At 62.5% G+C, this 26,511-nt stretch carries 22 protein-coding genes and 1 pseudogene; 17 read left to right on the top strand and 6 right to left on the bottom strand.

Features of this window, described 5'->3' with window-relative positions:
- Window positions 1-6 precede the first annotated feature (6 nt).
- Window positions 7-1,428, bottom strand: coding sequence for an MORN repeat-containing protein (locus M3N55_RS06295; protein WP_249057515.1), 1,422 nt, complete (start codon window positions 1,426-1,428; stop codon window positions 7-9).
- A 330-nt stretch (window positions 1,429-1,758) separates the two neighbouring features.
- On the opposite strand from M3N55_RS06295, the gene M3N55_RS06300 reads away from it, so the two are divergent.
- The 8 genes from M3N55_RS06300 (at window position 1,759) to M3N55_RS06335 (ending at window position 10,045) form a co-directional block, all read left to right on the top strand.
- Window positions 1,759-3,423 carry an NAD+ synthase gene (locus tag M3N55_RS06300; RefSeq protein WP_249057516.1) on the top strand — a complete coding sequence of 555 codons (1,665 nt, stop codon included), beginning with the start codon at window positions 1,759-1,761 and terminating at the stop codon, window positions 3,421-3,423.
- A 156-nt stretch (window positions 3,424-3,579) separates the two neighbouring features.
- The gene (locus M3N55_RS06305) at window positions 3,580-4,602 is read left to right on the top strand and encodes an SPOR domain-containing protein (RefSeq protein WP_249057518.1); all 1,023 of its coding nucleotides are present in this window, start codon (window positions 3,580-3,582) and stop codon (window positions 4,600-4,602) included.
- 10 nt (window positions 4,603-4,612) lie between these two features.
- Window positions 4,613-5,803, top strand: coding sequence for a D-alanyl-D-alanine carboxypeptidase family protein (locus M3N55_RS06310; protein WP_249057520.1), 1,191 nt, complete (start codon window positions 4,613-4,615; stop codon window positions 5,801-5,803).
- Between the two features lie 2 nt (window positions 5,804-5,805).
- Window positions 5,806-6,432 carry a dTMP kinase gene (tmk, locus tag M3N55_RS06315; protein WP_249057522.1) on the top strand — a complete coding sequence of 209 codons (627 nt, stop codon included), beginning with the start codon at window positions 5,806-5,808 and terminating at the stop codon, window positions 6,430-6,432.
- A complete protein-coding gene (locus tag M3N55_RS06320; RefSeq protein ID WP_249057524.1) occupies window positions 6,429-7,532 on the top strand; it encodes a DNA polymerase III subunit delta' in 1,104 nt (367 codons plus the stop codon). The genes tmk and M3N55_RS06320 overlap by 4 nt, the downstream gene beginning before the upstream one ends.
- Window positions 7,529-8,317 (top strand): TatD family hydrolase, encoded by a 789-nt coding sequence (locus tag M3N55_RS06325; protein ID WP_249057525.1) that lies wholly within the window; start codon window positions 7,529-7,531, stop codon window positions 8,315-8,317. Before M3N55_RS06320 ends, M3N55_RS06325 begins: the two co-directional genes overlap by 4 nt.
- Window positions 8,317-9,114 carry an MBL fold metallo-hydrolase gene (locus M3N55_RS06330; protein WP_249057527.1) on the top strand — a complete coding sequence of 266 codons (798 nt, stop codon included), beginning with the start codon at window positions 8,317-8,319 and terminating at the stop codon, window positions 9,112-9,114. Before M3N55_RS06325 ends, M3N55_RS06330 begins: the two co-directional genes overlap by 1 nt.
- A gap of 1 nt (window position 9,115) precedes the next feature.
- Window positions 9,116-10,045 carry an AEC family transporter gene (locus tag M3N55_RS06335; RefSeq protein WP_249057529.1) on the top strand — a complete coding sequence of 310 codons (930 nt, stop codon included), beginning with the start codon at window positions 9,116-9,118 and terminating at the stop codon, window positions 10,043-10,045.
- Window positions 10,046-10,057: 12 nt separating this feature from the next.
- On the opposite strand, the gene murJ is transcribed toward M3N55_RS06335, so the two are convergent.
- The 3 genes from murJ to M3N55_RS06350 form a co-directional block, all read right to left on the bottom strand.
- Window positions 10,058-11,614 carry a murein biosynthesis integral membrane protein MurJ gene (murJ, locus tag M3N55_RS06340; RefSeq protein WP_428982613.1) on the bottom strand — a complete coding sequence of 519 codons (1,557 nt, stop codon included), beginning with the start codon at window positions 11,612-11,614 and terminating at the stop codon, window positions 10,058-10,060.
- Between the two features lies 1 nt (window position 11,615).
- Entirely contained in the window at window positions 11,616-14,330 is a 2,715-nt protein-coding gene (locus M3N55_RS06345) for a [protein-PII] uridylyltransferase (protein WP_249057592.1), read from the bottom strand.
- A gap of 71 nt (window positions 14,331-14,401) precedes the next feature.
- The gene (locus M3N55_RS06350; RefSeq protein ID WP_249057530.1) at window positions 14,402-15,568 is read right to left on the bottom strand and encodes a penicillin-binding protein activator; all 1,167 of its coding nucleotides are present in this window, start codon (window positions 15,566-15,568) and stop codon (window positions 14,402-14,404) included.
- 159 nt (window positions 15,569-15,727) lie between these two features.
- Here M3N55_RS06350 and rsmI point away from each other — a divergent pair, with 159 nt between their 5' ends.
- From rsmI to M3N55_RS06370, 4 genes are all read left to right on the top strand, one after another.
- Complete coding sequence (gene rsmI / locus M3N55_RS06355; RefSeq protein WP_249057532.1) at window positions 15,728-16,576, top strand: 16S rRNA (cytidine(1402)-2'-O)-methyltransferase; 849 nt, start codon at window positions 15,728-15,730, stop codon at window positions 16,574-16,576.
- A complete protein-coding gene (locus M3N55_RS06360) occupies window positions 16,573-16,926 on the top strand; it encodes a YraN family protein (protein WP_249057533.1) in 354 nt (117 codons plus the stop codon). Before rsmI ends, M3N55_RS06360 begins: the two co-directional genes overlap by 4 nt.
- A gap of 73 nt (window positions 16,927-16,999) precedes the next feature.
- Window positions 17,000-17,962 (top strand): glutathione synthase, encoded by a 963-nt coding sequence (gshB, locus tag M3N55_RS06365; RefSeq protein WP_249057535.1) that lies wholly within the window; start codon window positions 17,000-17,002, stop codon window positions 17,960-17,962.
- Window positions 17,959-18,876 carry an alpha/beta hydrolase gene (locus M3N55_RS06370; RefSeq protein WP_249057537.1) on the top strand — a complete coding sequence of 306 codons (918 nt, stop codon included), beginning with the start codon at window positions 17,959-17,961 and terminating at the stop codon, window positions 18,874-18,876. Before gshB ends, M3N55_RS06370 begins: the two co-directional genes overlap by 4 nt.
- Here the strand turns inward: M3N55_RS06370 and M3N55_RS06375 are convergent.
- Window positions 18,833-20,356, bottom strand: coding sequence for a YifB family Mg chelatase-like AAA ATPase (locus M3N55_RS06375; protein ID WP_249057539.1), 1,524 nt, complete (start codon window positions 20,354-20,356; stop codon window positions 18,833-18,835). The genes M3N55_RS06370 and M3N55_RS06375 overlap by 44 nt on opposite strands.
- 186 nt (window positions 20,357-20,542) lie before the next feature.
- Between M3N55_RS06375 and M3N55_RS06380 the strand changes: the two genes are divergently transcribed.
- The 5 genes and pseudogenes from M3N55_RS06380 (at window position 20,543) to M3N55_RS06400 (ending at window position 24,424) form a co-directional block, all read left to right on the top strand.
- On the top strand, window positions 20,543-21,421 hold the full coding sequence (locus M3N55_RS06380; RefSeq protein WP_249057541.1) for an RNA polymerase factor sigma-32: 879 nt from the start codon (window positions 20,543-20,545) through the stop codon (window positions 21,419-21,421).
- Window positions 21,418-22,212: a ChaN family lipoprotein gene (locus M3N55_RS06385; protein ID WP_249057543.1), complete on the top strand. Its 795-nt coding sequence runs from the start codon at window positions 21,418-21,420 to the stop codon at window positions 22,210-22,212. The genes M3N55_RS06380 and M3N55_RS06385 overlap by 4 nt, the downstream gene beginning before the upstream one ends.
- 33 nt (window positions 22,213-22,245) lie before the next feature.
- Window positions 22,246-22,917, top strand: a pseudogene (locus tag M3N55_RS06390) (phosphopantothenoylcysteine decarboxylase domain-containing protein); the annotation flags it as partial.
- Window positions 22,914-23,378: a dUTP diphosphatase gene (gene dut, locus M3N55_RS06395; protein WP_249057545.1), complete on the top strand. Its 465-nt coding sequence runs from the start codon at window positions 22,914-22,916 to the stop codon at window positions 23,376-23,378. The pseudogene M3N55_RS06390 and the gene dut, both read left to right, overlap by 4 nt.
- Window positions 23,378-24,424: a HesA/MoeB/ThiF family protein gene (locus M3N55_RS06400; RefSeq protein ID WP_249057548.1), complete on the top strand. Its 1,047-nt coding sequence runs from the start codon at window positions 23,378-23,380 to the stop codon at window positions 24,422-24,424. The genes dut and M3N55_RS06400 overlap by 1 nt, the downstream gene beginning before the upstream one ends.
- On the opposite strand, the gene M3N55_RS06405 is transcribed toward M3N55_RS06400, so the two are convergent.
- Complete coding sequence (locus M3N55_RS06405) at window positions 24,410-26,338, bottom strand: bifunctional 2',3'-cyclic-nucleotide 2'-phosphodiesterase/3'-nucleotidase (protein WP_249057550.1); 1,929 nt, start codon at window positions 26,336-26,338, stop codon at window positions 24,410-24,412. The two genes, M3N55_RS06400 and M3N55_RS06405, sit on opposite strands and share 15 nt — an antisense overlap.
- Window positions 26,339-26,511 lie beyond the last annotated feature (173 nt).

A 26,511-nucleotide genomic window follows, 5' to 3' on the forward strand; every position in this document is an offset into this window, starting at 1 on the left:
ATCGGATCACTCCCCATCCCGGACCGTCATCACCCCGTCTTCCCAGTCGCCCGACAGCACTTCGCCGGTGGCGTAGCGCAGCACCCCGGTGCCAGAGCGTTGGCCACCCACGAATTCGCCTTCATAGACATCGCCCGTCGCATAGGTCGCAACCCCCTGCCCGGTGATCTCTCCCGCCAGCCAGTCGCCTTCATAGACAAACCCATCTGCCAGTTCGATCCGGCCCTGCCCGTCGCGCAGCCCTTCGACGAATTGGCCGGTATAGACGGACCCGTCAGGATAGGTCATGACCCCGTCCCCGTGCAATTCACCACCCTTGAAGGCGCCGGTATAGATGCGCCCGTCAGCGAAGGTCATGGTGCCCTGCCCTTCGGCCAGACCTTGCACATGGTCGCCCTCGTAGCTGGACCCATCCGCGAATGTCGCGCGGCCTTGTCCGTGGAATTGCCCATCCAGCCAGGCGCCCTCATAGGTCGCGCCATCGGCATAGGTGATGCGCCCCTGCCCATCCGGCAGACCCGCGCGGAACTGGCCGACATATTCCGAGCCATCGGGCTGCACCAACCGCCCGTCACCTGCGATCTGGCCCGCGACCCATGTGCCTTCATAGAGGTAGCCATCCGGCCCCGACAGTTTGCCCGGCCCCTCGCGCTGGTCGCCCGCGAACTGCCCCTCAAAGAGCAGCCCATCGGCTTGCTGCACTGTCGCCGCGCCCTGACGCAGCCCGTTTTCAAACCCGCCCGTGTAGATATCGCCATTGGCCTCGGTCAGCACGCCTTGGCCGTGCAGCGCGCCATCTTGCCAGTCACCCTCGTAGCGCAGGCCATCGGGGCGGGTCAGCGTGCCGGTGCCGTGGCGCAGGTCGGCCAGCATCTGGCCTTCATACACTGCGCCATCGGGATAGGTGATGCGCCCCTGCCCTTCGCGCGCGCCGGCAACCCAAGCGCCGGTATAGGCATAGCCGTCCTCGCGGGTCAGCGTGCCATCGCCTTCGGGCTGACCATTGACCATGTCGCCTTCATAGACCGCGCCATTGGCAAAGACCCGGCGGCCTTGCCCGGTAATCGCCCCCGCCATCCATGCCCCTTCATAGGTGGAGCCGTCGGCGAAGGTCATCATGCCTTGCCCTTCGGGACGACCGGCGACAAAGCTGCCTTCATAGACTGCGCCGGACGGATAGCGCGCAACACCTTGCCCGGTGATCTGTCCATCCACCCAGTCACCGGTGTATTCGAACCCGTTGGGCAACCGGTAGTTGCCTTGACCATGTTGCAGCCCGTCTCGGAACTCGCCTTCATAAACACCGCCATCTTCGTATTGGCGTGTCAGGACACCGTCAGTCTGGGCGGCAACGGGCGGCACCATGACGGGCGCGGCAAGTAAGAACGCGGCGGCAAGCGCACACGAAAGGTCAGTGCTGGAAGCCATGACGCGAAATCCCCCTAGGTTACGGAGCAAGCCTAGTCGGGGGGAGGTTTTCGTGCAAGGGGGAGGGACGCCCCGCAGGTCGCAATGCGGGCACGTGGGCCGGGTGCCTTGACCATTGATCACAAAGGGGCCGTCGGACCAGGACACAGACTTTGGCTTTTGTCACCTGACAGAGCAGGATACGCTTGCGGACTACAGCGCGCACAGCGTGGCACAGATGGAACAGTTGTTCTTCTTGGAAGGTCGCGCCTGACGGGCAGTCTGCCCCTTTCCTTGACGGGTCAGCGTGATATGTGAACGCATCTTTGCAGCCACCCAAGGCCCGACCGCATGTCCGACCGCTTTCGCCTGACTCTCGCGCAGCTTAACCCGACCTTGGGCGACCTTTCGGGCAATGCTGCCAAGGCGCGCGCGGCTTGGGAACGGGCCAAGGCAGACGGCGCGGATATGGTTGCGCTGCCGGAGATGTTCCTGTCGGGCTACCAGACCCAGGACCTTGTGCAACGCCCGGCCTTTCTGGCCGATCTGCGCGCCACGCTGGATGATCTGGCACGCGACTGTGCAGATGGTCCGATGATGGGCATAGGGCTGCCCATGGCAGAGCGCGGAGCGATCTATAATTGCTGGGTGGTATTGGGCGGCGGCGCAATGCGCGCGACAATCCGCAAGCATCATTTGCCCAATGAACAGGTTTTTGACGAGCAGCGTGTTTTCACCTCGGGCGACATCTCCGGGCCATTCGTGGCGGGGCCGTTGCGCATCGGCACGCCCATTTGCGAAGATGCGTGGCACGAAGATGTCGCGGAAGCGCAGGCCGAATCCGGCGCGGAACTGTTGCTGGTGCCCAATGGCTCCCCCTATGCGCGGGGGCGTTTCGACACCCGCATGACCCATATGGTCGCGCGCGTTATCGAAACCGAATTGCCGCTGGTCTACCTGAACCTTGTCGGCGGACAGGACGATCAGGTGTTCGACGGGGCCAGCTTCGTGCTGAACCCCGGCGGCAAGCTGGCGGTGCAACTGCCGGCGCATGAGGAAGCGATTGTCACAGTCGATTTCACCCGGCACGCAGACGGCTGGCAGGCTGATACCGGGCCGCGCGCAGCGCTTCCTGACGATCTGGCGCAGGATTACCGCACTATGTGCATGGGCCTCGGCGACTATTTGCGCAAATCGGGCTTCTCCAAAGTGGTGCTGGGCCTGTCCGGCGGAATCGATTCCGCATTGGTGGCGACCATTGCAGCCGACACGCTTGGGCCAGAAAACGTGCAGTGCGTCATGCTGCCCTCGGAATACACCTCGGCCAGCAGCCTGTCGGATGCCGCCGATCAGGCCCGCCGTTTGGGCTGCAAGCTGGACGAAGTCAGCATCGAAGGCCCACGCCGCGCCATGACCGACGCGCTTGCGCCGATCTTCGCGGGGCTGGCAGAAGACGTGACCGAAGAAAACCTGCAATCGCGCCTGCGCGGCACGATTCTGATGGCGATCTCTAACAAGACCGGCGCGATGCTGTTGACCACCGGCAACAAATCCGAGGTCGCTGTGGGATATGCCACCATCTATGGTGACATGAATGGCGGCTATAACCCCATCAAGGATTTATATAAAACCCGTGTTTTCGACATCTGCCGCTGGCGCAATGCCAACCACGCGCCTTGGATGCAGGCACCGGCGGGTGCGGTGATCGTGCCCGGCATCATCGACAAACCGCCCTCGGCGGAACTGCGCGCCGATCAGCGCGATGATGACAGCCTGCCGCCCTATGACGTGCTGGACCCAATTCTAGAGGGGTTGGTCGATCATGACCTGTCGGTTGCCGATCTGGTCGCGCGCGGCTTTCCCCGCGACACGGTCGAGCGCATCGCGCATCTGATCCACATCGCAGAATGGAAGCGGTTCCAGTCCGCACCGGGGCCGCGCCTAAGCCTGCGGGCCTTCTGGCTTGACCGGCGCTATCCGATGGTCAATCGCTGGCGCGACCGGTCCGGTGCCTGAAGCGCGCGCGATCTATGGCTCAAATGAATCACAAGACAGTTTATCACGGTTGGCAGGGCTGTTCTTGCGATGGATTTGGCGTATAAAACGCGCGATGGCGCAACTTGCCGCCCAACCCGCCGGCAGAGCGGGAGCGTGACGCGAGAGAGAGGCAGAATGTTCAGTTTCAGAGTAGCCGGTGTTTCGCTTGTCCTATGCATTGCCCTGTCGGGCTGTTTGCAAGGAACAGGCACCAATCAAACCACAGCCGCCGCACCACGTGGCGGCGATGTTGTTGAACGTGATGTCGAAGCGCCAGACGTCTTTTCCAAACGCGACAATGCGCTTTGGGATGGTCGCCCGTCGCTGGGTGGCGTCTGGGTAGCGCATCCGGATGTGAAAGCGCCCGAGCGTGTCATCATCCGCAACACCGAAACCGGGCGCGAAACCGTTGGAGCACTGTTCAAGCGCGAGCGGATGAATCCCGGCCCGGTGTTCCAGGTCTCTGCCGAAACGGCCGAAGCCGTTGGGATGCTGGCAGGCGCCCCGACCGCGCTGGAAGTGGTCGCCCTGCGCACGGAAGAAGTTCGAACAGCGCCAGAAGCTGAGCCAGAACCCGCGCCACAACCTGAACCGGAACTCGGCCCAGAGACAGAGCCCGAAACTGCGTCCGCACCGCAAGCTGCCCCGCAAAACGCATCCGCACCAGAGGATGCCGCATCCGCGACAGGCGCCCCAGAGGAAACGATGATCGCTCTGCCCGATGTGGAAGAGCCGCGCAAACGCGGGTTGTTCGCGCGGATATTCGGCCGCGACGCACCGGAACAAAGCGAAATCACCTCTGCGCCGCTGGATGCAACCACGCCGCTGCCCGATGCCGCTGCCCCCCCCGCCAGACCCGGCGCGCCCATGCCCATGCCATCGCCGATAGCCGGAACCACACCTGCCGCACCGGCAGCCAGTTCTCTGGATCGGCCTTTCGTGCAAATTGGCATTTTCAGCGTTGAAGCGAACGCAAACGGCGCGGCCAAGTCCATGCGCGATGCGGGCTTGTCAGCCAGTATCAAGCCCGGCCGCACTCAGGGCAACGCATTCTGGCGCGTCGTGGTTGGCCCTGCGGCATCCGAGGCCGAGCGCCGCCAGTTCCTTGCTCAGGTCAAAAGGCTCGGCTTTGCCGACGCTTATGCCGTCCGTCGATGAAGGAGGTCTTATGCAGAACCGACTGTTAGCCAGCATCCTTGCCGGGGTGTTCGGGTTTGGCGCCCCATTCGCCCTGCAAGCACAGGACGGGCCAGGCGGCTTTACCACCCGCGCAACATCGGCCTATGTGCTGGATTTGGGCACAGGCACGGTGCTGCTGGAAAAGAACGCAGACGAACCTTTGCCGCCCGCATCCATGTCCAAGCTGATGACGCTGGAAATGCTGTTCGAGGCGATCAAGGAAGAACGTTTGGCGCTTGATACACCGTTTTCCGTGTCGCAGCGGGCCTACCAGATGGGCGGCTCGCGGATGTTTCTGGAAATGCGGGACCGCCCAACCGCCGAGGATTTAATTCGTGGCATTGCCATTCTGTCGGGCAATGATGCCGCGGTGGTGGTGGCCGAGGGGCTGGCTGGCACCGAAGACGCTTATGCCCGTTTGGCCACACAGCGGGCGCGCGAATTGGGGATGGAAAATACGACCATCACCAACGCGTCCGGCTGGCCGGACCCGCTCCACCTTATGTCCAAGCGCGACCTTGTGACCTTGGCCGCTTACATGATCGATGAACACCCCGAATTCTACCCGTATCTGTCGGAACGCGAATTCACCTGGAACGGGATCACGCAGGAAAACCGCGTGCCGCTGCTGCAGGCGGGTGTGGGTTTGGATGGGTTGAAAACCGGGTTCACCTCGGAAGCGGGCTATTCGCTGACCGGCTCTGCACAGCAAGGAAATCGGCGGATTGTGTTTGCCTATGGCGGACTGAACAGCACCGCAGAGCGCGTGCAGGAAGCGGAATCGATCATAAACTGGGCGTTCCGCCAGTTTGCCGAAGTCAGCGTTGTCCAGCCCGGCACGGTTCTGGCCGAAGCGCCGGTCTGGCTGGGCGAGGTCGAAAGCGTGCCGCTTGTCGTGGCAGAGGAGGCGCGCGCGCTGGTTCCGACCATTGGCAGCGCGACCTTGAATGCCCGCGTGGAATATGACAGCCCGCTGCCCGCCCCGATTGCCGCCGGTGACGTGTTGGGCAAACTGGTGGTGGACCTGCCAGAGATGGACAGCGTCAGCTTCGAGCTTGTTGCGGGCGCAGACGTGGCCGAGGGCGGCTTTATGGTGCGCGCGCAAGCGGCCGCGCTGCGCCTGATCGCATTGGCGCGGGGGCAGGCTTTGGGCGACCCATCTGACACGGCGCTGAACTAGGCATGACAGCACCCGGCCTGTTCATCAGCTTCGAAGGGATTGACGGCAGCGGTAAATCCACCCAAGCGCGGCTTTTGGCCGATCTTTTGCGCGATCAAGGCCGCGACGTGGTCGCCACCCGCGAACCCGGCGGCGCGCCGGGGGCCGAAGCCATCCGCCGCCTGTTGGTCGAGGGCGATCCGGCGCGATGGTCGGCGGAAACCGAGATCCTTTTGTTCAACGCGGCACGCCGCGATCATCTGGAACGCACGATCCGCCCTGCGCTGGAGCGTGGCGCGGTGGTGGTCAGCGATCGTTTTGCGGATTCGACCCGCGTCTATCAGGGTGTGGCGCGCGCCAGCCTGCGCCCGCTGGTGGACCGGCTGCATGATCTGGTCATTGGGGTCGAACCTGACCTGACCTTTGTCATCGACATGGACGCGCGCGCAGCCTTGGCGCGCGGCCTTGCCCGCCGTTCGGGCGAGGACCGGTTCGAGGAACTGGGCCTTGGGTTTCAGGAATCCCTGCGCGCCGGGTTTCTGGCGCTGGCCCGCGAATACCCGGACCGGGTGCAAATTATTGATGGCGCGCGCGCGCCGGACGACATTGCACAAGACGTGGCCGGGCGCGTAGCGGCGCATCTGGCATGAGCGATCTGCCCGATCTTCCCGACCAACGCGAGGGCGCGCCGCATCCTTGCGCAACGCCACTGCTGTTCGGCCAACAAGCGGCAGAGGCCGCGTTCCTGCAAGCCTTTGGCTCTGGCCGGATGCATCACGCGTGGTTGCTTAGCGGCCCGATGGGTGTTGGCAAAGCCACGCTGGCATGGCGGATTGCGCGCTTTCTGCTGGCAGGCGATAGGGGCGGCATGTTCGGCCCGCCAGACACGCTGGATGTGCCCGAAGATCACCCCACCGTGCGACGGTTGCGCGCGGGTGCCGATGGCGGATTGCTGGTCATTCGTCGGGGCTTGGATGACAAGGGCAATCTGCGCCGCGACATCACGGTTGATGTCATGCGCCGCCTTCACGGGTTTTTCGGGCTGTCTGCTGCCGATGGCGGGCAACGCGTGGTGATCGTAGATGCCGCCGACGAAATGAACACCAACGCCGCCAATGCATTGTTGAAAGCGCTGGAAGAACCGCCCGCCAATGCAACGCTGCTGCTGGTCGCGCACCAGCCCTCGCGGCTTTTGCCCACGATCCGCTCGCGTTGCCGGGATTTGCGGCTATCCGCGCTGGACACGCAGGATTTCGCCCAAGCGCTGACCCAAGCCGGGGTCGAAGGCGATCCGGACACGCTGGCGGAACTCTCTGGCGGGTCTGTTGGGCAGGCGGTCGAACTGGCGCTTGGCGGCGGAGCAGAGATTTACGCAGACCTTGTGGCACTCTTCGCCACCCTGCCCCGCATGGACCGCGCCCGCGCCTTGCGCTTGGCCGAATCGATGGCAGGGAAGGGAAACGAGACGCGCTTTTCGCTGTTCCTGCGCCTGTTCGATCTGTTCATGGCGCGCGCCGCGCGTGCGGGCGTGCTGGGACCGGGGCCAGAGGCGGTGACGGGCGAAGCGGCACTTCTGGCGCGCATCGCGCCCCACGCCCATGCCGCGCAAATACTGGCAGAACTTGCGCCCAGCCTGTCGGCCCGCGCCCGTCACGGGCGCGCGGTCAACCTTGACCCTGCGGCTCTGGTGCTTGATATGGTCCTGAAAACCGAAGAGGGCCTTCGCCCCGTATTGGGACAGACCGCATGACCCAGCCACAGCTTGTTGACAGCCATTGCCACCTCGATTTCCCCGATTTCGACAAGGAGCGTGACGAGGTTATCGCCCGCGCCCATGCGGCAGGGGTCACGCGGATGGTCACGATCTGCACCAAGCTGTCGGCGCTGCCCAAGGTGCAGGCGATTGCTGACGCGCACCCCAGCGTGTTCTTTGCCGCCGGCACACACCCGATGAGTGTGGCGAATGAACCCATGGTCACGGTAGAGGAGTTGGTCGCGCTGGCAGACCACCCCAAGATGGTCGGCATTGGCGAGACGGGGCTGGACTACCATTACACCGCCGAAAGCGCGGATGCGCAGCAAGCCAGCCTGCGCATTCATATAGAGTCCGCGCGTCAGACCGGGCTGCCGCTGATTATCCACGCCCGCGATGCCGATGACGACATGGCGCGCATCCTGACAGAGGAACACGCCAAGGGCGCTTACTCTTGTGTGATGCATTGCTTTTCATCGAGTGCAGTATTGGCGCAAGCCGCGCTTGGGCTTGGGTTTTACCTGTCCATGTCGGGGATTGCGGCTTTCCCGCGCAGCAAAGACCTGCGCGATATTTTCGCCGCCGCGCCGGTGGATCGTATTCTGGTGGAAACCGACGCACCCTATCTGGCCCCGCCGCCGCATAGGGGCCGCCGCAATGAACCCGCCTATACCGCCCATACAGCCCGCGTGGGCGCAGAGGTGTTCGGGATGAGCGAAGCGGAATTCGCCGTCCAGACCAGCGCCAATTTTGACCGCCTGTTTACAAAGGCGGTGGGCTGATGACGGTATTGCGCACCACGATCCTTGGTTGCGGGTCCTCTGGAGGGGTGCCGCGTTTGGGCGGGCATTGGGGCGACTGTGATCCGGACAATCCGCGCAACCGCCGCCGCCGTTGCTCGCTACTGCTGGAGCGGGTTGGCCCGGATGGCGCGACACAAGTGCTGATCGACAGCGGACCCGACATGCGCGACCAATTGCTGGATGCGGGTATTGGGCGGCTGGACGCGGTGGTCTACACCCATGCCCATGCCGATCATGTCCACGGGTTGGACGACCTGCGCCAGATCGTCTTCAACATGCGCGAAAAGCTACCGGTCTGGGCCGATGGCCCGACACAGGACGCGCTGTTGTCACGGTTCGGCTACGCGTTCACACAGCCGCCCAATTCGCCCTACCCGCCCATTCTGGGCATGAACAGCATCGACGGCGCGTTCACCATACACGGCGCGGGCGGCCCGCTGACCCTGCACCCGATCCGGCTGAACCATGGCGGCATTGACGCGCTTGGATTTCGCGTGGGCGGGCTGGCCTACTGCCCCGACGTGGTCGAGATTTACCCGGAAAGCTGGCCCATGCTGGAGGGGCTGGACGTCTGGATCATTGACGCGCTGCGCCGCACGCCGCATCCGACCCATGCCCATCTGGACCTGACGCTGGACTGGATCGCGCGGGCGCGCCCTACCCGCGCGGTGCTGACCAATATGCATCTGGACCTTGACTATGCGACCGTTGCAGCAGAGACGCCCGACCACGTCACCCCCGCGTTTGACGGCATGACCGTCACCATGGCCCTTTGACATGCAGGCTTTGGCCGATGTCATCCTGCCTGTCTTCCTTGTTATCGGCTTTGGCTATGTCGCCCGCTGGCGCAACCTGATTTCCGATGCGCAGGTCGATGGCGTGGTTTGGTTTACCCAGACCTTTGCCATTCCATGCCTGCTGTTTACCGCTATTTCCCGGCTGGACCTTGGGCAGGAATTCGACTGGCGCTTGCTGGTCAGCTTTTATACGGGCGCGGTCATCAGCTTCGGTCTTGGCTTTGCGGGGGCGCGGGTGCTGTTCAAACGTGACTGGGAAGATTGCGTTGCAATCGGGTTTGTGGCGCTGTTTTCCAACACTGTGTTATTGGGATTGCCGATCTCGGAACGCGCCTATGGGCCAGAGGCTTTGGCCGCGAATTATGCCATCATCGCGCTGCATTCACCGGTTTGCTACGCCATTGGTATCACCACGATGGAGTTGATGCGCAACCGTGGTGGACGGCTGCGCGATACCGGGCAACGCGTGCTGCGGGCCATGTTCCACAATGCGCTGGTGATTGCCATCGCGCTTGGCTTCGCGGTCAACCTGTCGGGCCTGGCCCTGCCGCGCGTGATGGATGACGCGCTGGACATGATGGTGCGTGCTGCCCTTCCTGCGGCGCTGTTCAGCTTGGGCGGGGTGCTCTATCGCTACCGGCCCGAAGGGGATTTGCGCACGATTGCCTATGTCGTGGCCTTGTCTTTGGTGGTGCATCCGGCGATCACCTATGGGCTGGCCAAGGCGTTCGGGCTGAGCACCGAGGCGTTGCGCTCTGCCGTGGTCACGGCGGCGATGGCACCGGGCGTCAATGTGTATGTCTTTGCCAATATGTATGGGCGCGCGAAGCGGGTTGCCGCGTCTTCGGCGCTGATCGGAACCGGCATGGTCATGCTGACAGGCTGGGTCTGGTTGCAAATCCTGCCCTAAGCGGGCAGCGGGTTATCGCCCACGCCGCAGGCTGGCGCGGATGCTGCGCGCGTCATAGGCCCCGATCATCTGGCCCAAACCAAGGTAGACCAAGCCGCCCAACGCAATCAGAGCGAAAAGCGCAAGATAACGCCAGCCCGCCAAGGCCAGGCAAGGTGTCATCACCTGCCCCGCCGCATAAAGCGCGCCCCCCATCGCCGCAGATGCCAGAGCAATGCGAACCGCGCGCCTGCGCAATTGTGCATCGATCTGCGCGGCCGGGCCCATCGCCCGTGCGCCGCGCCATAACTGCCAAACCATTACCCAAGCGGCGAATGTGGTGGCCCATGCGGCCGCGACAAACCCGATAAACGGCATTAAACCAATGGCAACAGCGGCATTTACCACCATCGACGTGACGGCAAATTTGAACGGGCGCTTGGTATCCTCGCGCGCGTAGTAAAGCGGTTGCAATACCTTTTGCATTACGAAGGCCGGCAGGCCCAGCGCATAGACCGCAAGCGCCAAGGAAGTCGCCTGCGTGTCGGCATCCGTCCACGCGCCGCGCCCGAACAACACGGCCACAATGGGCGCACCGATCACGGCCAAGGCCACGGCCGAAGGCACCGTCAGGAACAGCGAAAACTCCATCCCGCGATTAAAGCTGTGTTGTCCCCCCGCCGCATCCCCGGCGGCCAATCGGCGCGACAATTCGGGCAACAGCACCACGCCGACCGCGATACCCACAACGCCCAAAGGCAATTGATACAAGCGGTCCGCGAAGTTCAGCCATGAGATCGCATTCTCGGTAAAGCTGGCGACCTGCCGGCCTACCAGAAGGTTGATCTGCACCACGCCCCCCGCCAGCACGGCAGGGGCCGCGATGATGGCAAGCCGCTTCAGTTCCGGGGTCAGGGTCGGGCGCCGAAAGCGCATGGCAAAGCCCGCACGCCGCACCGCTATCCACAACAATGTCAGTTGTGCCACCCCTGCAATCGGCACGCACCACGCCAGCGTAGGGCCAATCGGCCAGCCCAAGGCCCCCGCAATCAACAGACCGGTCACGAACACCACATTCAACAAAACCGGTGCGGCCGCGGCGGCGGTAAAACGGCCCACCGCATTCAGCATCCCCGACAGCAAAGCCGTCAGAGAGATGAACAGGATATACGGAAACGCCACCCGTCCGAAATCCACCGCCATGTCGAACCGCGCGTCTTGCGCAAAGCCGGCAGCCATCGCGAAAACCAGAAGCGGCATGGCGATCACGGCAAGGATCGAGAACACCAAAAGCAGCGCCGCCATGCCCCAGAACGCGTCGCGCGCGAAGCTTTCGGCCCCTTCGCCCGACTGGTATTTCTTGGAAAACAGCGGCACGAAGGCAAAGTTGAACGCCCCTTCGGCAAAGAAGCGACGGAACATGTTGGGCAGGGAAAACGCCACGAAAAACGCATCCGCCACGGCACCTGGGCCAAGATAGGCGGCAATCATAATGTCACGCGCAAAGCCAAAGACGCGGCTGAGCAACGTCCACAACCCAACGGTCAGAAAGCCCTTGACCAGCCGCACAGGCGCTTTCATCGGGGCCATGTCAGGCGACCGAGCGGTCAGCGCCCGCCTTGATCGCCGCGCGCAGCTTGCGCTCCAGCGCCTCTTGCTTGGATTTGGCGTGCAGTTTCAGCCCGAACATGTCTTTCACATAGAAGGTATCAACAACCTGCACGCCGTAAGTGGCGATCACCGCGCTGGCAATGGAAATGTTGCTATCCGCCAGCGTGCGCGCAAGATCAAACAGCAGGCCGGGCCGGTCGCGGGTGTCGACTTCGATAATGGTATAAATTTCAGAGCCTTCATTGTCGAAGCTGATCGACGTTGGCACGCGGAATTCGCGCTCGCGCTTCTTTACCTTGTCGCGGCCTTGCAACGCCTCTGACGCGACAACCTCGCCTGCAAAAGTGCGTTCGATCATCTTGCGCAGGCGCGGCAGGCGGGTTTCTTCGAACGGGTGGCCATCGGCATCCTGTATCCAGAAGGCCGCCGTGGCGTAGCCATCCTTGGTCGTATACGTCCGCGCATCGACAATATTGGCGCCCACAAGCGCCAAGGCACCGGCAAACCGGGCAAAAATACCGGGATGGTCCGACAGCACGAAACAGGCGCGCGTTGCATCGCGGTCGGGCTCTGGGTGCAGGTCCACCCGGATGGTGGCGGGGGTCACATCGCGCAACAACTCTGCGAAAACGGCATGGGTCGAGGTGGGCAAACCTTGCCAATAAGGCGCATAATGGCGGGCCAATTCGGTGCGACGGTCGCCCGAGGGCCAGTCGGCCAGCGCCGTGCGCAAGGCGCGTTTGGCTTCATCCGAGCGGTTCTCGCGATTGAGGTCTTCCAACCCGTTTTCCAGCGCATTCGCGGTTTCGCGGTAAAGCTGGCGCAGCAGTTGTGCTTTCCAGTTATTCCAGGTGCCCGGCCCGACGCCGCGAATGTCGCACACGGTCAGCACGGTCAGTAGGTCCAGCCTTTCGCGGGTTTTGACCAGCTTGGCAAAGTCGCGCACCGTGCGTGGGTCTGAAATGTCGCGTTTCTGCGCCGTGTCGGACATCAGCAGATGATAGCGCACCAACCATTCGACGGTATCGCACTCTGCCCGCTTCAGCCCCAGCGCCGGGGCCACGCGCCGTGCGATCTGTGCGCCCAGAACGGCATGATCTTCGGGCCGCCCCTTGCCAATATCATGCAACAGCAGCGCAATGAACAAGACCCTCCGGTTCACCCCGTTGCGCAAGATGCGCGAGGCGATGGGCAGTTCCTCGACCAGTTCTTCGCGCTCGATCTGGGCCAATGTGCTGACGCATTGGATCGTATGCTCGTCCACCGTGTAATGGTGGTAGACGTTGAACTGCATCATTGCCACGATTGGCTCGAATTCGGGGATGAAGGCTGCCAAGGCCCCCAGCTCGTTCATCCGACGCAGCGCGCGTTCAGGGTTGCCGTGCTTCAGCAGCAGGCGCATGAAAATCTTGCGCGCCTCTGGCTCGGCGCGCAATTTCGCGTCGATCAGGTGCAGATTGGCCGCGACCAGCCGCATCGCATTGGGGTGCATCAGGTAGCCCGTAACCAGTGCCTCTTCGAAGATGCGCAGCATGTTCAAAGGGTCCGACAGAAACGCGGCCTCGTCCTCTATATCCAGCCGGTTTTGCACCACGCGCAGGCTGTGGCGCATTTTCTTGCGGCGGTTCAGGAAGTTGCGCAGCAACGGCTCGCGTTTGACATGGCGCGCCTCCAGTTCGGTCAGGAAAATGCGGGTCAGTTCACCGACGCGGGTGGCGTTGCGGAAATAGTCCTGCATGAAATGCTCGACCCCGCGCCGCCCACCGTGGTCAGTATAGCCCATGCGATCCGCCACGCCGACTTGAATGTCGAAAGTCAGTTGCTCGACCGGGCGCCCGGCAATATGATGCATATGACAGCGCACAGCCCAGAGGAATGTCTCTGCTTCCCGGAAAGCCTCGTATTCCTCCAGCCGAAAGAAGCCCAGCGCGACCAGTTCGCGGGCTTGGTCCACCTCATGGATATACTTGGCGATCCAATACAGGGTTTGCAGGTCACGCAAACCTCCTTTGCCTTCCTTGACATTCGGTTCCAGCAAATAGCGTTGATTGCCGATCTTGCTTAGTCGGCCGTCGCGTTCGGCCAACTTCGCTTCGACGAAATCGGCATGCGTCTTGGCGAACAATTCCGACCATAGCCGCGTGCGCAGGGTTTGCGCCAAGGCCGCATTTCCATGCAGGAAACGATGCTCCAACAGCGCCGTTCGAATGGTGATGTCCCCCTTCCCAAGGCGCAGGCATTCATCGACGCTGCGGCTGGCATGACCGACCTTCAGCTTCAGATCCCACAACACATACAAGGTGGATTCGATCACCTGTTCGACCCAGCCCGTGACCTTCCACGGCACAAGGAACAACAGGTCGATGTCGGATTGCGGGGCCATCTCGGCCCGGCCATAGCCGCCGACGGCCAGCGTTGCGATCCGTTCGCCATCCGACGGGTTGGGGTTAGGGTGCAAGCGGGCCTGCACGGCTTGCAGCGCGGTGGTCACAATACAATCCGTCAGCCACGAATTTGCAGCGGTGAAATCACGCGCGTCGCGTGGATGCGCGCGATACAGCGCTTCCAGCCGCGCTTGCCCATCGGTCAGGGCCGCTTTCAGAAGGGTAACAAGCTCTGCACGCATGGCGCGAGAATCCTGTGCTGCAGACAATGCAGACGCAACGCGGCCATTCAACGCCGCAAGGTCCAGTATATCCGCACAGGCAAATGGCCCGAACGCAAGCGGTCCGGGTCCATCATCGGGACGCTCGGCCAAGGCCACGATCAGAACCCACCCCCGCCAAAGCTGCGCGGCGCCGGGCTGATGACAACGCTCTGGCCGTCCCGGATTTCTGCAATCGCCAGACCACGCTCATTGGTGCCGTCCGGGCGGAAGCGGAACACGCCCGTCACCCCGGCAAACCCCGACCCTTGCGTAATGCGCTGCGCCGTCAGCGCATCGGACCCGCCCGCGCGCAGCAGCGCCCCGACTGCGGCCACCGCGTCATAACCCAGCGACGCGACGGGATGCGGTGCCTCGCCATAACTGCCCATGTAGCGCGCATCAAACTGGCGCGTAAGACCGGGATCGGGCAAGGCGAACCAACCACCCTGAAGGCCCAAAAGCGACATGGTGCTGGCCGGAATATCCCACCGTGTCAGCCCGGCATATTGAAAGCTCTGCGGCGACAGCCCGTTCTGCGGCAAAAGCTCTGCCAACAAGGGCAAGGCACCTTCGGACCCGGCGGTGAACATCAGCGTTTGCGCGTTGCTGGAGCGCGCCTTGGACGCGATATTCGGCAGCGCCTGCACCACGCCTTGTTGCGAGAACGGATAGCTTTCCAGCGCAACAAGCTCTGCCGAACTCCGGCTGGCGGCCCGCTGCACAGCAGAGGTTGCAACATCTCCGGCCTGGTTCTGCTCGGCCACCAGCATGACCCGGCCCTTGCCTTGGCTGGCGGCAAAATCCATCAGGCGGGTCGCAGTATTGTCAAACATCGGCCCCAGCAAGAAGACATTGCGCGATGCCGCCGAGGGGTTGTTCGAAAAGCTGAGCACATTCACGCCAGAAGCGGCAACCGCCTGCCCAACCGCCCGCGCGGAATCTGCAAAGAGCGGGCCAAGGATGATCTTGGCACCGTCACCCAGCGCCTGCTGGGCCACGCTGGCCGCGCGCCCGGCATCGCCCGCGGTCTGGTACACCCGCAGATCAATCTGGACACCCTGCAAATCGGCGATGGCCAGCCTTGCCGCATTCTCAAGGCTCGTGGCTAGCACATCGCGGCCTTCGTCGCCCGACCCTCCGGGCACCAGAAGCGCCACTGTCACGGGCCGATCGGTATTCACGCCGATGCCAGCCACGGGGCCAATACCCCCCTCACACCCGGCCAGCAACACGGCCGACACAAGGCCAGCGACAACACCGCGACGCCCAATCAATTTCCGAAACATTTTTGCACCTTCCCGAACACGCTTACTTAGCCGGAGATTACGCAAGGCCCGCCTTGAAGTAAACGCCCCAAGACCGACGGAACGGCCGGCGCGCTTGCGGTTCGGACCTGCTTCGGGGCACAAGGGCAGATGTCGACCTGACACGAAAGTAACGTCATCATGCCTTCCATTGACCCCGGCCTGCACCTGATCGCCACGCCCATCGGTGCGGCTCGCGACATTACCTTGCGCGCGCTCGACTTGCTGGAGGGCTGCGATCTGCTTGTCGCAGAAGACACACGCAGCCTGCGCCGATTGATGGAATTGCACGGTGTCAGCCTGAACGGACGCCGGGTGCTGCCGTATCACGATCATAACGGCGCACAGATGCGCCCAAAGCTGCTAACAGCGCTGCAAGACGGGAAATCCGTGCTTTACGCGTCCGAGGCCGGAACGCCGCTGGTGTCGGACCCCGGCTTTGGACTGGCGCGCGCAGCCATCGACGCAGGGCTGCCGGTGCTGTCGGCCCCCGGCGCCTCTGCCGTGATGGCTGCGCTTTGTGTCGCTGGCCTGCCCAGCGACCGGTTCTGCTTCATGGGCTTTCCACCCGCACAAGCCGGGGCACGCAAACAAATGCTGCAAGAGGCCGCCATCATTCCGGCCACGCTGCTCTTTTACGAATCGCCGAAACGTATTCACCGATTATTAGGGGAACTCTGCGACACTCTGGGAGCAGATCGCCAGGCCGCGCTCTGCCGCGAATTAACCAAACGCCACGAAGAGGTATTGCGCATGCCCTTGGGGGAGATGACACTGTCCATACAGGATCGCACGCTGAAGGGCGAAATCGTGCTGGTCGTGGATCGTGCGCCGCCACGGGTCGCGGACGCGGCCACGCTGGATGCGGCCCTGGATACTGCGCTGCGCAAGATGTCGGTGAAGGAAGCAGCGGCACATGTGGCCCGCGACCTTGGGCTGCCACGGCGCGACGTATATCAGGCCGCGCTGCAAAAGGGGAAAGATGAATGAAACAAGCCCGCAACCATCTTGCAGGCCTCGCCGCCGAAGACAGCGTTCTGCGTGACTATACGGCAAAAGGATACAGGCTGCTTGATCGGCGCTATCGCGGTCAGGGCGGAGAGATTGATCTTGTCCTTGGCCGGGGCGATGACGTCATCTTTGTCGAGGTCAAGAAAAGCAAAAGCTTCGACGCGGCGCGAGCACGGCTTGGAGAGCGCCAAATCCTGCGTATCTTTTCAGCCGCGGCCGAATTTTTGGGTGGGCAACCCAAGGGACAACTGACCGAAACCCGCTTCGATCTGGCACTCGTCAATGCTCGGGGAGAGGTCGCTATCATGGAAAATGCACTCTGGCCCTGACCGCATGCCATTGTAACACGCCCGTTCCTGGTCCATCTAAAGCATAAATGCAGCTAGGCACAGGACAGACGACATGGCGCTACGCGTGGCCTTTCAGATGGACCCGATCGAAGCCGTTGATATCGACGGCGACAGCAGTTTTCGCATAGCGCTGGAAGCGCAACTGCGCGGGCATGAGGTTTTCGTCTACACGCCAGACCGGCTCAGCTACCGCGAAGGCCGGGTCATGGCGCAGGCACAGGCCGCAACATTGCGGCGCACGCATGGCGATCATGTCACGCTGGGGCCGGTTGTGGATCTGGATCTGGCAACGCTCGATGTCGTGTGGCTCAGACAAGACCCACCTTTCGACATGGGCTACATCACCACGACGCACCTTCTGGACATGATCCATCCGGACACGCTTGTGGTGAATGACCCGTTCTGGGTGCGCAACTATCCCGAAAAATTGCTCGTCCTGCGCTTCCCCGATCTGACACCACCCACCATGATCGCCCGTGACCTTGCCACGATCCGCGCCTTCAAGGCCGAGCATGGCGATGTGATCTTGAAACCGCTCTACGGCAATGGCGGCGCGGGCGTGTTCCGGCTGGACCCGAATGACCGAAATCTTGCATCGCTGCACGAACTGTTCAGCGGCATCAACCGAGAGCCATTGATCGTGCAGAAATACCTGCCGGCCGTCAGCAAGGGCGACAAGCGCATCATCTTGGTCAATGGCGACCCGGTTGGCGCCATCAACCGCGTGCCAGCGGCGGGCGAGACGCGGTCGAACATGCATGTTGGCGGCCGCGCCGAAAAGGTGGAACTGACCGAACGCGACCGCGAAATCTGCGCGGCGATTGGCCCGCTGTTGCGTGAAAAGGGACAGATATTTGTCGGCATCGATGTGATCGGCGACTGGCTGACAGAGATCAACCTGACCTCGCCCACCGGGTTGCAGGAACTGGAACGCTTTGACGGCACCAACAGCGCCGCCCTGATATGGGAGGCGATCGAGGCCAAGCGCAGCGGGCCCAAGAACACAGGCGCATGAGTTGGCAACTGAAGATCCTGCGGGTGTTCCTGCGCCAGGTCGCCCGCCGGTCGCTTGCGCGCCAGCCAGATAGTGTTTCCGCCCGCAAATGGTTCGAGCGCGGCGCATGGCTGAACGCGCGCGGACGACCACATACCAATTTCAGCCCCGACAGTTTGGGCACTGTGCCCGCCCTCTGGACTGCCCTGCCAAACTCAGGCGCTCCGGTGATCCTGTTTTTTCATGGCGGCGGTTATGTCATGGGCAACCCGCGCACCCATGCAGCCCTTGCGGCTTACCTGAAGCGCAAGACGGGGCTGGAGGTTTGCTTGCCCGATTACCGGCTTGCCCCCGAGCATCCGTTCCCCGCCGCTTTTGATGATGCGTTGACCGCGTGGCGCGCCCTGATCGCCAAGGGGCACGCCCCCGAACGGATCATACTCGGTGGCGACTCGGCGGGTGGCGGGTTGGCCTTGGCGTTGCTTGGCCACCTTTGCACTACAGGCCAGCCGCGCCCGGCTTGCGGCTTCGCCTTCTCGCCCTTCACCGATCTGGCGCTGGAGGGGCCATCGATCACGCTTAACGCCAACAGCGAAATCCTGCTGCCCATCTCGCGGCTGGAGCGGCTGCGCGAACGTGTTCTCCAAGGGGCGGACCCACGCGACCCGCGCATTTCGCCGCTTTACGGCGCTTTCGCAGGCGCGCCACCGGTGCTGATACAGGTCGCGCGCACGGAAATCCTGCATTCGGATTCGACCCGCATGGTGCAGCATCTGCGCGCGCAAGGCGTAGATGTAACCCTGCAAGAGCGCGGGAACCTGCCGCATGTCTGGCAATATTTCCACGGCTGGCTGCCAGAGGCGCGAAAATCGCTGGCAGAGGCAGCACAGTTCATACGCGCGCAGGCTGGTCCGCCCCCATCAGTCGAAAACTGATCGCTTCGGCCATATGCGGTGCACGCACCGAATCGCACCCGTCCAGATCGGCAATCGTGCGCGCGACGCGCAGCAACCGGTGATACCCCCGCGCGCTCAGGCCCAGACGGTCGGCGGCGCGGGTCAGCAGCGCCCGGCCTTCGGCATCCGGGGCCGCGACCTCTTCCAGCAGCGCGCCCTCGGCATCGGCATTCACCCGCACCGCCCCGCGCCCCGCATAGCGCGCGGCCTGAGCGCCCCGCGCAAGCGCCACGCGCGCAGCCACATCGCGCGAGGCTTCGCCCGTTGCGGGCAGATCCAGGTCGGCCAGCCCCACCGGCGGCACTTCCACCCGCAGATCGAACCGGTCCAGAAGAGGACCGGAAATGCGGCCCATATAATCCTCGCCACAGGAAGGAGCGCGCGCGCAGGCGCGGTTCGGGTCAGCAAGGTAGCCGCATTTGCAAGGGTTCGCAGCAGCGACCAGCAAAAAGCGGCAAGGGTAGCGCACATGCGCATTCGCGCGGGCGACGACAACTTCGCCGGTTTCAATGGGTTGACGCAGGGTTTCCAGCACCGCGCGCGGAAATTCGGGAAATTCATCCAGAAACAACACGCCGTTATGCGCCAGCGAAATTTCGCCCGGCTTCGCGCCCTTGCCGCCCCCCACAATGGCCGCGACCGACGCCGTGTGATGCGGTTCGCGGTAGGGTCGCGCGCGCGAAATGCCGCCTTCATCCAGCAGGCCCGAGATCGAATGGATCATCGAGGTTTCCAATGCCTCGGCGGGGGAGAGCGGCGGCAAGATGCCTGCAAGCCGCGCCGCCAGCATGGATTTGCCCGATCCCGGCGGGCCGACCATCAGCATGTGGTGGCGTCCTGCGGCGGCGATTTCCAAGGCGCGTTTGGCCCGCTCCTGCCCTTTCACGTCGAACAGGTCGCGCGCGCCGGTGTTGGCGGTCACTTCGCCCGGTCTGGCGGGGGACAGCGGGGCTTGCCCGGTGAAATGGCGGATCAGTTGCGACAAAGAGTCGGGCGCGATGACGCGGGCAGCATCGACCCAAGCGGCCTCTGGCCCGCAAGGTGCCGGGCAAACCAGCGCAAAGCCCGCTTCGGCGGCGGCCATGGCGGCGGGCAATGCGCCGACCACAGGCACGAAAGCGCCATCCAGCGACAATTCGCCAAGGGCGACGGTGTGCGCCACGTCTTCTGATGGTAAAATATCCAGCGCAGCCAACAGGGCCATGGCGATGGGCAGATCGAAATGCGACCCTTCTTTGACAATGTCGGCGGGCGAGAGGTTAACCGTAATCCGCTTCGAGGGCAGCGCAATCGACAACGCGCCCAAAGCTGCCCGCACCCGCTCGCGCGCTTCAGACACCGCTTTGTCAGGCAGGCCGACGATCTGAAAGGATGGCAGGCCGGGCGACAGCGCGCATTGCACCTCGATAAGGCGAGCCTCAATCCCCTCGAATGCGACTGTGAAAGCGCGTGCGACCATGATCCACCCCAGTTGATCGCTGAAATATTAACGCGAAACTGGTTTCCAACTGGTTAACGCTTTCAGCGCACGCCTCGGTCACACAAGCGTGTAGCCCCCTGCGGCGGGCTGCCACAGGTAAAAAGTGAACCGGCAAAGCATCTGCCGCGTAAACACTTCAAAGAAAGCACACAGCCGGGGGAAACAATGGCACTCGATTTCAGTGACGACCGCAAGTTTTCGCGTCAGGCCATGAAGGCCGAATTGCTGGATGCGGAAACCGAATTGCGACTGGCCTATGCATGGCGCGACCACCGGGACGAGGCTGCGCTGCACCGGCTGATTACGGCCTATATGCGCTTGGCGATTTCGATGGCGGGCAAATTCCGCCGCTACGGCGCGCCGATGAATGACCTCATTCAAGAAGCCGGGCTGGGCCTGATGAAAGCCGCCGACAAGTTCGATCCTGATCGCGGCGTGCGCTTTTCGACCTATGCCGTGTGGTGGATCAAGGCCAGCATTCAGGATTACGTCATGCGCAACTGGTCGATGGTGCGCACCGGGTCCACCAGCAGCCAGAAATCGTTGTTCTTCAACTTGCGCCGCGTGCAGGCCAAATTCGAGCGCGAAGCCATGGCGCGCGGCGAAACGCTTGACCCGCACCAGCTACGAGAGATGGTCGCGCGCGAAGTGGGTGTGCCCTTGCATGATGTCGAGATGATGGAAGGTCGTTTGTCCGGCTCTGACTATTCGCTGAATGCCATGCAATCGAGCGATGAAGATGGGCGCGAATGGATCGACGTTCTGGAAGACGACAGCGAGCAAGCCTCTGTTGGCGTGGAACATGCCCATGACACGGCGCAACTGCGCGAATGGCTGCTATCGGCTTTGCAGGGGCTAAGCGATCGGGAACGTTTCATCGTGCGCGAACGCAAGCTGCGGGCCGATCCCCGCACGCTGGAATCCTTGGGCGACGAATTGGGGCTGTCGAAAGAGCGGGTGCGCCAGTTGGAAGCCGCCGCATTCCAGAAAATGCGCAAGAGCCTTGAGAACCAGTCCAAGGAAGTGTTGAACTTCCTCGCATGAAATGGGCCTTGCTTAGCCTTGCGTTCGCCCTGCCTGCGCAAGCCACGGAAATCACACCGGATGGGCTGGACAGCCTGTCCGGTTTTGATGTGGCCTTCTTGGGAGAGGTGCATGACCATCCCGGACACCACCTGAACCAAGCCCGTGCCATTCGCGCGATTGAGCCTTTAGCACTGGTATTCGAGATGCTGACAGAGGCACAGGCGGCACGCGCACCTTCAACTTGGGACAACGCAGAAAGTTTGGCGAGCGCCTTGGAATGGGACGGGTCTGGCTGGCCGGATTTCGCAATCTATTACCCAATCTTTCAGGCCGCACCAGAGGCGCGCATTTACGGCGCCGCCGTGCCACGAGACCAAGCGCGCGCCCTGTTTGGCCAAGCCTTGCCAGATGTGTTCGAAGGCGATGCCGAGCGTTTTGGGTTGGATCAACCCTTGTCGGCGCCGGAACAAGCCGCGCGCGAAACGCTTCAGGCAGAGGCGCATTGCAACGCGCTTCCCGTCGATCTGCTGCCGGGCATGGTCGCGGTGCAACGTCTGCGCGATGCAGAACTGGCCCGCGTGGCAGAATTGGCGCTGCATGAGACTGGCGGGCCTGTCGTGGTGATTACCGGCACCGGGCATGTGCGCCGCGACTGGGGTGCGCCCGCGGCACTGGCACTGGCCGCGCCACAGATAACAACCGTAACGCTGGGCCAATATGAAATGGCCGCTCCAGACCCCGCGTTGACCGATTTCTGGATCGTCACCGATGCCGTAGCACGCGACGATCCGTGCGCGGCGTTTCAATAGGGCTTTTGCCGACGCGCCTGTCGCGGTATCCCCGTGGCCAAAGCTCTAGGAGAGGCGCCAATGCTGACGGGTAAACGTATTCTGGTCACATCCGGCCCCACGCATGAACCGATAGACCCGGTGCGCTACATCGCCAACCGATCTTCAGGCGCACAGGGCACGGCAATTGCAGCGGCCTTGCGCGATCTGGGGGCGCGGGTCGTGTTTGTGACAGGCCCCGCGTCGGTGCCACCGCCCGAAGATGTAGAGGTTCTGCGCGTCGAAACCGCGCTTCAAATGCTTGCGGCCGTAGAGAGTGCCTTGCCGGTCGATGCCGCTGTGATGGCCGCTGCCGTTGCCGATTGGAGAGTGGCCAATGCCGCCCAGCAGAAGATGAAGAAAACCGCGCAAGGGCTTCCAATGCTTGAATTTATCGAGAACCCCGACATTCTGCACACGTTGTCGCAGCATGCGCAGCGGCCCAAGCTGGTTGTGGGGTTCGCCGCCGAAACCGAGAACGTGGTCGCCCATGCGTCGGCCAAGCGCGCGCGCAAAGGTTGCGATTGGATTCTGGCGAATGATGTGTCGCCCGCGACCGGCATCATGGGCGGCCCGGAAAACGCGGTTCACCTGATAACAGAAAACAAGGTCGAGGACTGGCCGCGCATGGCAAAGGCCGATGTTGCAGCCCGTTTGGCCGCGCGGATTGCAAAGGCGCTGTCATGACAGAAGTTCTATTTCGCTACCTGCCGGGTGCCGACACAGAAATCCCCTTGCCTGCCTATGCCACGGCAGGTGCCGCAGGGGCGGATATTCGCGCCAATCTTGCGGCAGAGGACCGCGACACAGGGCTAAAACTGGCCCCGATGGCGCGGGTTCTGGTGCCGACGGGGCTGGCTTGCGCCATTCCGCACGGGTTCGAGATGCAGATCCGCGCGCGCTCTGGCCTTGCGCTGAAACACGGACTGATCCTGCCCAATGCGCCCGCGACCATCGACAGCGATTATCGTGGGCCGTTGGGCGTAATCTTGCAAAACCTTGGAGACGCACCCTTTACGGTGGAACATGGCATGCGGATCGCGCAAATCGTGATCGCACCGGTTGTGCAAGCGCAGTTCCGGCAAGGGGACAACCTGCCAGAGACCACGCGCGGCGCAGGCGGCTACGGCCATACGGGGACGCACTGATGGGGTTGGTTCTGTTCCTGATGGCCGGGCTGTGGGTGTTGGGCTGGGTGATGAAAACACCGGTCCGGGCAAGGCTGGTCATGATCGGGCTGGTCTATCTGGTCGTTGTGATCGCGCAACTTGTCTTGCCCGAGGGCACCCCAATTCGCGTGGCGACCGGGGGCGATGTGCGCCCTTGGCTGGTGCTTGGCGGGGTCACGGGGCTTGTTGCTCTGTATATCTGGGGTTTGCGGCGGCTGGGCCGCCGTTCGGCCGCCCAGACAGACGCACCCGCAGCGCCTTCAGGCCCTTTCAGAGAGGTGGAACTGAACCGTTACGCCCGCCACATCGTTCTGCGCGAATTGGGCGGCGGGGGTCAGCGTAAACTGAAAGAGGCGAAGGTGCTGGTCATCGGCGCTGGTGGCCTTGGATCGCCCGCGCTGTTGTATCTTGCCGCAGCAGGCGTTGGCACGATTGGTGTGATCGACGACGACAGTGTCGACGGGTCCAACCTGCAACGCCAGATTATCCACCGCGATCAGGATATCGGCACACCCAAGGTCTTTTCGGCGCAAGCGGCAATGCAGGCCCTTAACCCGTTCGTTACGGTCAAACCGTATCATCGGCGGCTGACAGCGGATCTGGCCGCCAAACTGTTTGCCGAATATGATCTGATCTTGGATGGCAGTGATAATTTCGACACGCGCTATCTGGCCAATCGTGCCGCGGTTGCAACGGGCAAGCCCTTGATGTCCGGTGCCATAACGCAATGGGAAGGGCAGATAAGCCTGTATCATCCGGCCAGTGGCGCGCCCTGCTTCGAATGCCTGTTTCCGTCGCGACCCGCCGAAGGGCTGGCGCCAAGCTGCGCAGAGGCAGGGGTGATCGCCCCCCTGCCCGGCATAATTGGCAGCCAGATGGCGCTTGAAACGATCAAGGAAATCACCGGCGCGGGTCAATCCTTACGCGGTCGGATCATGCTGCATGATGCGCTTTACGGCGAAAACCGCACGATCACGATCAACCGGCGGCCCGATTGTGCCTGTTGCGGATCAACTCAGACTTAGGCGCAGGCGCAAAAAGCCCTTCTTGTCCGCGCCCATAACTTCGGGCGCAAAGCCGGAAATCTGGCGCAGATGGTCCAGTGCCGCCGGTGCAGTGCGCAAGACAACGCTGGCGCCTGACACCGCGAGGAACCGGAAGGGAGGAGTGGAGTCGATTTTCAACACTTCTTGCCGCTCGACATGTTCGCGCAGCACGTCGCGCACGATGGCAGGATGTTCAAAACAAATTGTGCTCGGCTCTGCGCCCGGAAAACCGCCCGCGCCCTGCGCACGGAAATTATTGGTGCACAGAACAAATTCGGCATCCATGTCCAAGGGCGCACCGGCATGACACAGGTTGCGGATGCGGGTATGGCCGGGGTCTATTTCGGTCCCGTCATGGCTAAAACGCGCGGGTTGCGTCAGGTCTATGTCATAGGTCAGTCCATAGATGATCTCGAAATTATAGCCCGCGAAAGCCGGGTTCATCAGCGTCTGGTCTTCTAGGTCTGGCCGGATTTGGTTGAAGGCAGAGGCCGAGCGTTCCAGCCACAGCGCGACCTGTGCCCCGGTCAAACGCGAGGCGGCCACTTTGTTGGGATAAACATACAAATCCGCCATGCTGCGCAAGGTCAACTGCCCGGCGGCAATATTGGTGAAGTTGCGTGCGCCGCCCAAGCCCCCGGCCTTCGACGGAGAGACCGCCGACAGCACCGGAAGCCCAGCAATCTTTGGGTCCATGCGTTCAATGACAAAGGCTTTTTGCGCCTGCGCCACAAGCGCCGTCGCGGCACTTGTGCCAAGATAGACGAAGAAGCTGTTGATCGGCACATCACTGCGCCCGATAGGCTGGCGAATGCTGGCCAAAACGGCGTCATGCGCGCGCTCGACAATCTTGCGCACTTTCGGGCTGCGCATGGGTTGGCTGCGATTGGCGGCCACCTGCGGAAAGTTCATGGCCGCGTCACGCAAGGCGCGCGTCTCGACATGGTGGTTGACCACGCGCCAAACCCCACCCTCGCGTTGCAAAGAGAGGTCAATCACCCCCAAATGCGACCCGAAAAATCCGCTCATAACGGCTGGTTTTCCAGCGATCATGCCGCGCTCCACATCCACCGAAGGAATGTCCGCGAAGGCACGCGAGGGGAAGACCTGGTGCGTATGCCCCGACAGAACCACATCGACACCTTCGATCCGGGCAAGCGGAATGACGGCATTTTCCATGCCATGCGTGTAGCGCAACGGCCCGATTCCGGTATGTGCCAACAGCACGATCAGATCAGCACCCGCAGCACGCATTTCCGGCACCCAGGCGCTGACCGCTTCGACCATGTCACGCACCTCCAGCTTGCCCTGAAGCTGCTGGCGTTCCCATGTCATGATCTGCGGCGGGGCCACCCCCAGAACACCGATGCATAGCTCGTGCATCAGCCCGATCCGGTCCGGCACCTGCCTGCGCAACAGGCTGTAGGGCTTGACCAACATATGATCTTCGCGCGGGGCGCGGCCCATTGTCTTGACGATATTGGCCGACACCACCGGAAACTCTGCCCGCGCCAGCGACTTTTCCAGAAACTCCAGCCCGTAGTTGAATTCGTGGTTTCCGATGGTGATCGCATCGTAGCGCATGGCGTTCATCGCCGCCATCACCGGGTGCAGGTCGCCATCGCGCAGCCCCATATCATAGGCGAAGAAGTCACCAACCGGAGTGCCTTGCAAAAAGTCACCATTGTCGAACAGCAAGGTCGAACCGACCTCAGCCCGCGCACGGTCCACCAGTTCAGCCAGCCGCGACAGGCCGAAATCCGGGTTCGGACAATCGGCATAGTAGTCATAAGGGTGTAGGTGAACATGCAGATCCGTCGTCTCCAGAATACGGAGATCGACGGTCTGCCTTACGTCTGCAACCGGCATGAAGTGCAGCTTTTCCTGTCCCATGACATACTTTTTCTGTTACGAGCTTTAACCAAGTTGCACAGGAGATAAGAGAGAATTTTGACCGTGATCGTGCAAGAATGTGACATTCAAGCCATTGATGCCGTATTTGCAACGATCGGCGACATACTGGAACAACCCTTAATTGAGCACCAATTACGCGACGTGACAAGGCT

It is taken from the genome of Roseinatronobacter domitianus (assembly GCF_023336755.1).
Classification (GTDB): domain Bacteria; phylum Pseudomonadota; class Alphaproteobacteria; order Rhodobacterales; family Rhodobacteraceae; genus Roseinatronobacter; species Roseinatronobacter domitianus.